The 5,479-nt window shown below is 41.1% G+C and carries 9 protein-coding genes and 2 pseudogenes; all 11 read right to left on the bottom strand.

The genetic code is table 11. From position 1 onward, the window contains the following. Positions 1–104: 104 nt before the first annotated feature. Positions 105–509 carry a hypothetical protein gene (locus tag ACFIKR_RS08500; RefSeq protein WP_375659550.1) on the bottom strand — a complete coding sequence of 135 codons (405 nt, stop codon included), beginning with the start codon at positions 507–509 and terminating at the stop codon, positions 105–107. Beyond that, positions 506–1,261, bottom strand: a complete 756-nt coding sequence (locus ACFIKR_RS08495) for a filamentous hemagglutinin (RefSeq protein WP_375659549.1) — start codon at positions 1,259–1,261, stop codon at positions 506–508. Before ACFIKR_RS08495 ends, ACFIKR_RS08500 begins: the two co-directional genes overlap by 4 nt. Before the next feature lie 15 nt (positions 1,262–1,276). Then, on the bottom strand, positions 1,277–1,678 hold the full coding sequence (locus ACFIKR_RS08490) for a hypothetical protein (protein WP_375659548.1): 402 nt from the start codon (positions 1,676–1,678) through the stop codon (positions 1,277–1,279). Positions 1,679–1,688: 10 nt separating this feature from the next. Next, positions 1,689–2,159, bottom strand: a complete 471-nt coding sequence (locus ACFIKR_RS08485; protein ID WP_375659547.1) for a hypothetical protein — start codon at positions 2,157–2,159, stop codon at positions 1,689–1,691. Beyond that, positions 2,135–2,437 carry a hypothetical protein gene (locus ACFIKR_RS08480; RefSeq protein ID WP_375636634.1) on the bottom strand — a complete coding sequence of 101 codons (303 nt, stop codon included), beginning with the start codon at positions 2,435–2,437 and terminating at the stop codon, positions 2,135–2,137. Before ACFIKR_RS08480 ends, ACFIKR_RS08485 begins: the two co-directional genes overlap by 25 nt. Positions 2,438–2,452: 15 nt before the next feature. Beyond that, positions 2,453–2,859: pseudogene (locus ACFIKR_RS08475) on the bottom strand (hypothetical protein). After that, positions 2,856–3,620, bottom strand: coding sequence for a hypothetical protein (locus ACFIKR_RS08470; RefSeq protein WP_375659551.1), 765 nt, complete (start codon positions 3,618–3,620; stop codon positions 2,856–2,858). Before ACFIKR_RS08470 ends, ACFIKR_RS08475 begins: the two are co-directional and overlap by 4 nt. Before the next feature lie 12 nt (positions 3,621–3,632). Next, positions 3,633–4,039, bottom strand: a pseudogene (locus tag ACFIKR_RS08465) (hypothetical protein). After that, a complete protein-coding gene (locus tag ACFIKR_RS08460; protein WP_375659546.1) occupies positions 4,036–4,800 on the bottom strand; it encodes a hypothetical protein in 765 nt (254 codons plus the stop codon). The pseudogene ACFIKR_RS08465 and the gene ACFIKR_RS08460 overlap by 4 nt, the downstream one beginning before the upstream one ends. 15 nt (positions 4,801–4,815) lie before the next feature. After that, positions 4,816–5,226, bottom strand: coding sequence for a hypothetical protein (locus ACFIKR_RS08455; protein ID WP_375659545.1), 411 nt, complete (start codon positions 5,224–5,226; stop codon positions 4,816–4,818). Next, on the bottom strand, positions 5,210–5,431 hold the full coding sequence (locus ACFIKR_RS08450; protein ID WP_375659544.1) for a hypothetical protein: 222 nt from the start codon (positions 5,429–5,431) through the stop codon (positions 5,210–5,212). Before ACFIKR_RS08450 ends, ACFIKR_RS08455 begins: the two co-directional genes overlap by 17 nt. Positions 5,432–5,479: the final 48 nt, after the last annotated feature.

The following is a 5,479-nucleotide window of genomic DNA, read 5'->3' as shown; positions in this document are numbered from 1 at the left end:
ATGCTGCTTTTCTTCATCCGTTAAATAATGTGCGTGAGGAAACAATCGCGCCATTCCAAGTGAAGGCAAGGATGGCGCATTGTTTCCATCACCAATAGCAAGACTTAAGGTTTGCATTCATATTGTTCTGGATGCTTTTTACAAAACGGGCTGTTTAAGCGCTTCTTGACACTGCGCTGTGGTATGACAGCGCCAGGACGACAAATCGGGAGATTTTCGGCTCTAAAAGTATAACACCACCCCCCCCCTCTTTGATCTTTATAGCGGAATCCTGATTGAATCATACAAGCATGAATTGTTGCCCATGCATTGTTGCTTAAATTTCTGTTTTCTGGAAATACATCATAAGGAGCTGGCATTCCACATTCTAATAATGCTTTGCCTACCTCAGTAAAGTCTGCTCCAGGCTTTTCCCACATCGCCAAAGATGATGAAGGAGTTTTATTAAACTGACATCCAGCTATATTCAACAAAGTTACAACACCTAATAGTTTTAAAATTTGTTTCATTTTTTACTCCTTAAAGGGACTTGTACTAAATTGGATGAGCCATAAACATATCGACATGCTGAGCTCGCATGTCCAAGACATGTGTGGACACTGTTGGGATTTGTGAACATATTCCATGTTTCTTTCCACCAGTTACTACCAGCAGGTATTGTCTCATAAGTATAGCCATTACCGCCAATCCATCGGCTTACAAAGTCAAATCTATGCCCATCAAAGCCAATAGTGGTTTGTTTGCCACCACTCACATAACCTAACAGACCGGATGCCGCCAAAACATTAGCCGCTGGTCCATGGAAACTGATCGTTGTATTGCCAGCTACATCATTTACACCTTCTTGTTTGAAAGAATTCATCATATTAAAGCCTGTCAAACTGCCACGACTATGGGCATCAAAATGCAATCCTGTGTTACCATAGCGAGACATTATATCTTTTGCTTCTTGTGTGGAATTGGTCAAACCCCAAAAGTTATTTTCCATAAACTTCTGGTAGCCTGCGACCAGAAGTTCTGATATGGCAGAATCGGCTTCTGGAAACACAACAAAATAAAGCGGTACATTTTTATTCTCCGCATGTTGCTCAGCATAAACAGCCGCCTCATAGGGTGGTGTAAAAATGCCATTAAAGGACACATGCACCTTGCCATCAGCACCCTCTTGTAAATACTGCTTTTCTTCATCCGTTAAATAATGAAAGTGAGGAAACAATCCCACCATTTCAAGCAAAGGCAAGGATGGCGGATTGTTGGTCATTACAAATAGCAACACTTAAGGATAACATTCATATTGTTCTGGATGCTTTTTACAAAACGGGCTATTTAAGCGCTTCTTGACACTGCGCTGTGGTATGACAGCGCCTGGACGACAAATGGGCAAGTTTTCGGCTTTATGATTTCCACACCAGCCCCCCCTATCATATTTATCATGAAAACCAGCTTGAATCATACAAGCTTCTATGGTTGCCCATGCATTGTTGCTTAAATTTCTGTTTTCTGGAAATACATCATAAGGTGCTGGCATTCCACATTCTAAAAGTGCTTTTTTTACCTCAAGCCGATCTGCTCCTGATTTCTCCCACACCGTGAAGTATCCTGCAGGAGGTTTATTAAATTGGCATCCCGTTATAACTAATAAAGCTATGCAACTCAATAATTTAAAGATTTTTTTCATTTTTTCCTCCTTAAAGGGAATTGTACTCGATGGGAAAGTCCATATATATATCTCGACATTTTGGACCCGCATCTCCAAGGCAAGTATGGGGATTATAAGGATTTGTGAACATATTCCATGTTTCTTTCCACCAGTTACTACCAGCAGGTATTATCTCATAAGTATAGCCATTGCCGCCAATCCACCGGCTTACAAAGTTATATCTATTCCCATCAAAGCCAATGGTAGTTTGTTTGCCACCACTCACATAACCTAACAGACCGGATGCCGCCAAAACATTAGCCGCTGGTCCATGGAAACTGATCGTTGTATTGCCAGCTACATCATTTACACCTTCTTGTTTGAAAGAATTCATCATATTCAAGCCTGTCAAACTGCCACGACTATGGGCATCAAAATGCAATCCTGTATTACCATAGCGAGACGTTAGATCTTTTGCTTCTTGTGTGGAATTGGTCAAACCCCAAAAGTTATTTTCCATAAACTTCTGATAACCCGCGACCAGAAGTTCTGAAATAGCAGAATCCGCTTGGGGGAACACAACAAAATAAAGCGGTACATTTTTATTCTCCGCATCGCATGTTGCTCTGCATAAACAGCCGCCTCATAGGGTGGTGTAAAAATGCCATTGAGGGACACATGCACCTTGCCATCAGAGCCGGCTTGCAAATGCTGCTTTTCTTCATCCGTTAAATAATGTGCGTGAGGAAACAATCGCGCCATTCCAAGTGAAGGCAAGGATGGCGGATTGTTGATCATCACAAACAGCAAAACTTAAGGCTGGCATTTGCGACTATTTTTATATTTTTTACAAAACGGGCTGTTCAAACGCTTCTTGACACTGCGCTGTGGTATGACAGCACCTGGACGACAAATGGGAAGGTTTTCAGCTCTAAAAGTATAACACCACCCCCCCCTTTTCCATTATCTTTATAGCGGAATCCTGCTTGAACCATGCAAGCATCAACTGTTGCTTTAGCATTAATACTCTGCTGTTGGTTTTCTGGAAAAACATCATAAGGGGTTGGCATACCACATTCTAACAATGCTTTTCCTATCTCCGTAAAATCTGCACCAGGTTTCTCCCACATACTCAGAGCCCCTGGAGAAGGCTTATCAATGTTACATCCAGCAATATTTAACAAAATGAAACCGCTTAATAATTTCAAGATTTGTTTCATTTTTTCCTCCCTGAATATTTTGAATAAATTGGCGTACGATTAGGTGAACCGTAGCGCCATGTACACGCATCACCGGCATGACCATAACAAGCATGGACACTGGGGTAGCCCTTAAATATTTGCCCTCTCTCTTTCCAGGGACCACTTCCAGGAGGTATTTGCTCAAAAGTGTAAGGATTTTTGCCAATCTTTGTACCAACAAAGTCATTTTTATGATTTTCCAAGTTTACGTAATCCTGCTTTCCATCACTTAAGATATATAACGTATCTGCCATGTTTTGAGTATTATAAGCTGGTCCAAAGAAATTAATCGTTGTTTTCTTTGCTATACCATGAACACCATGCTTTTCTAAATCATATGATCCATTTCCTGCTGTTATGGTACCACGACTATGGGCATCAATATGCAATCCTGTATTGCCATAAAGATACATTGTATCCTGGAATTTCTTGGTTGAATTGGTCAATCCAAAAAAAAGTCTACCTTCCAGAAGCTTCTGAAAAATCGCTATCCCTACTTCCACTTCCCAGTCTTCAGCTTCTGGGAAGTATGTAAAATAAAGGGGACCATGATCATTGTCAGTTAACTGAATCGCATTACCCGCTGCCTCATCGGGTGTGTTAAAAATGCCATTGAGGGACACATGCACCTTGCCATCAGCACCTTCTTGTAAATGCTTTTCTTCATCCGTTAAATAATGAAAGTGAGGAAACAATCCCGCCATTCCAAGTGAAGGCAAGGATGGCGGATTGTTAATCATCACAAACAAAACTTAAGGCTCGCATTCAAGTTGTTCTGGATGCTTTGTACAAAACGGGCTGTTTAAGCGCTTCTTGACACTGCGCTGTGGTATGACAGCACCTGGACGACAAATCGGCAAGTTTTTCTCTTTAAAAGTATAACACCACCCCCCCCTTTTCCATTATCTTTATAGCGGAATCCTGCTTGAACCATGCAAGCATCAACTGTTGCTTTAGCATTAATACTCTGCTGTTGGTTTTCTGGAAAAACATCATAAGGGGTTGGCATACCACATTCTAACAATGCTTTTCCTATCTCCGTAAAATCTGCACCAGGTTTCTCCCACATACTCAGAGCCCCTGGAGAAGGCTTATCAATGTTACATCCAGCAATATTTAACAAAATGAGACCACTTAATAATTTCAAGATTTTCTTCATTTTTTCCTCCCTGAATATTTTGAATAAATTGGCGTACGATTAGGTAAACCATAGAACTTTGTACAAGCATCACTTGGATGTCCATAACAAGCATGGACACTGGGGTAGCCCTTAAATATTTGCCCTGCTTCTTTCCAGGGACCACTTCCAGGAGGTATTTGCTCAAAAGTATAAGGATTTTTGCCAATCTTTGTACCCACAAAGTCATTTTTATGATTTTCCAAGTTTACGTAATCCTGCTTTCCATCACTTAAGATATATAACGTATCTGCCATGTTTTGAGTATTATAAGCTGGTCCAAAGAAATTAATCGTTGTTTCCTTTGCTATACCATGAACACCATGCTTTTCTAAATCATGCGATCCATTGCCCGCTGTCATACTGCCGCGGCTATGGGCATCAACATGCAATCCTTTATTGCCAAAGCTATATAACAGATTCTGGTATTTCTTCGTCGAATTGGTCAGAACACCCAACTTACCTTCTAGAAAATACTGATACCCTGCAATGAACCCCTCTACCAAGAGCGAATCGCTATGAGGGAACATCAGAAAATAGTGCGGATCATTCTTGTTATCAGCCAACTGAACCGCATTATGGGCTGCTTCATCTGGTGTTGTAAGAATACCATTGAGGAAAAAATGAACCTTGCCATCAGAACCTTTTTGTAAATTCTGTTGTTCTTCATCCGTTAAATAATGTGCGTGAGAAAACAATCCCACCATTCCAAGCAAAGGCAAGGATGGCGGATTGTTGATCATCACCAATAGCAACACTCAAGGTTTGCATTCAGGTTGTACTGGACTTCTTTTACAAAACGGGCTGTTTAAGCGCTTTTCGACACTTCTCTTCGGGATGACAGCACCAGGCTGACAAATGGGAAGGTTTCTACCGTTAAAAGGAGAACACCAATATGGACCACCTGATTTCCTACGAAAACCTGATTGAAGCATGCAAGCATCAATGGTTGCTATTTCATTGTCGCTTAGCTTTTGGACTTCATCCTCAAGATAATTAAGATGCGGCATTCCACATTCTAGCAAGGCTTTTCCTACCTCGGTAAAGTCTGCTCCTGGCTTCTTCCACACAGCCACTTCTCCTGGAGGAAGCTTATCAATGTTTTCAATATCACATCCAGCAACACTTAACAAAATGAGCAAGCTTGATAAGTTAAACAATATTTTCATTTTTTGTTCCCTGTTCTCGTTGAATAAAGTTTGTTAAAACCAAATGAACCGTAATTCCATCTACACGCATCACTCGCATCAGCATAACAATTATGGGGGCTCGGGTGTTGAGATGATTGGTTGAGGGAACAATCCCGCCATTCCAAGCGAAGGCAAGGATGGCGGATTGTTGACCATCACAAACAGCAAAACTTAAGGTTGGCATTCATCCGCATTTTTGTACTTTTTACAAAACGGGCTGTTTAAGCGCTTT

The sequence above is a fragment of the Bartonella sp. MR30HLJHH genome (assembly GCF_042194195.1).
In the GTDB taxonomy this organism is placed as follows: Bacteria; Pseudomonadota; Alphaproteobacteria; order Rhizobiales; family Rhizobiaceae; genus Bartonella; species Bartonella grahamii.
This window is presented reverse-complemented; position numbering and strand designations above follow the sequence as displayed.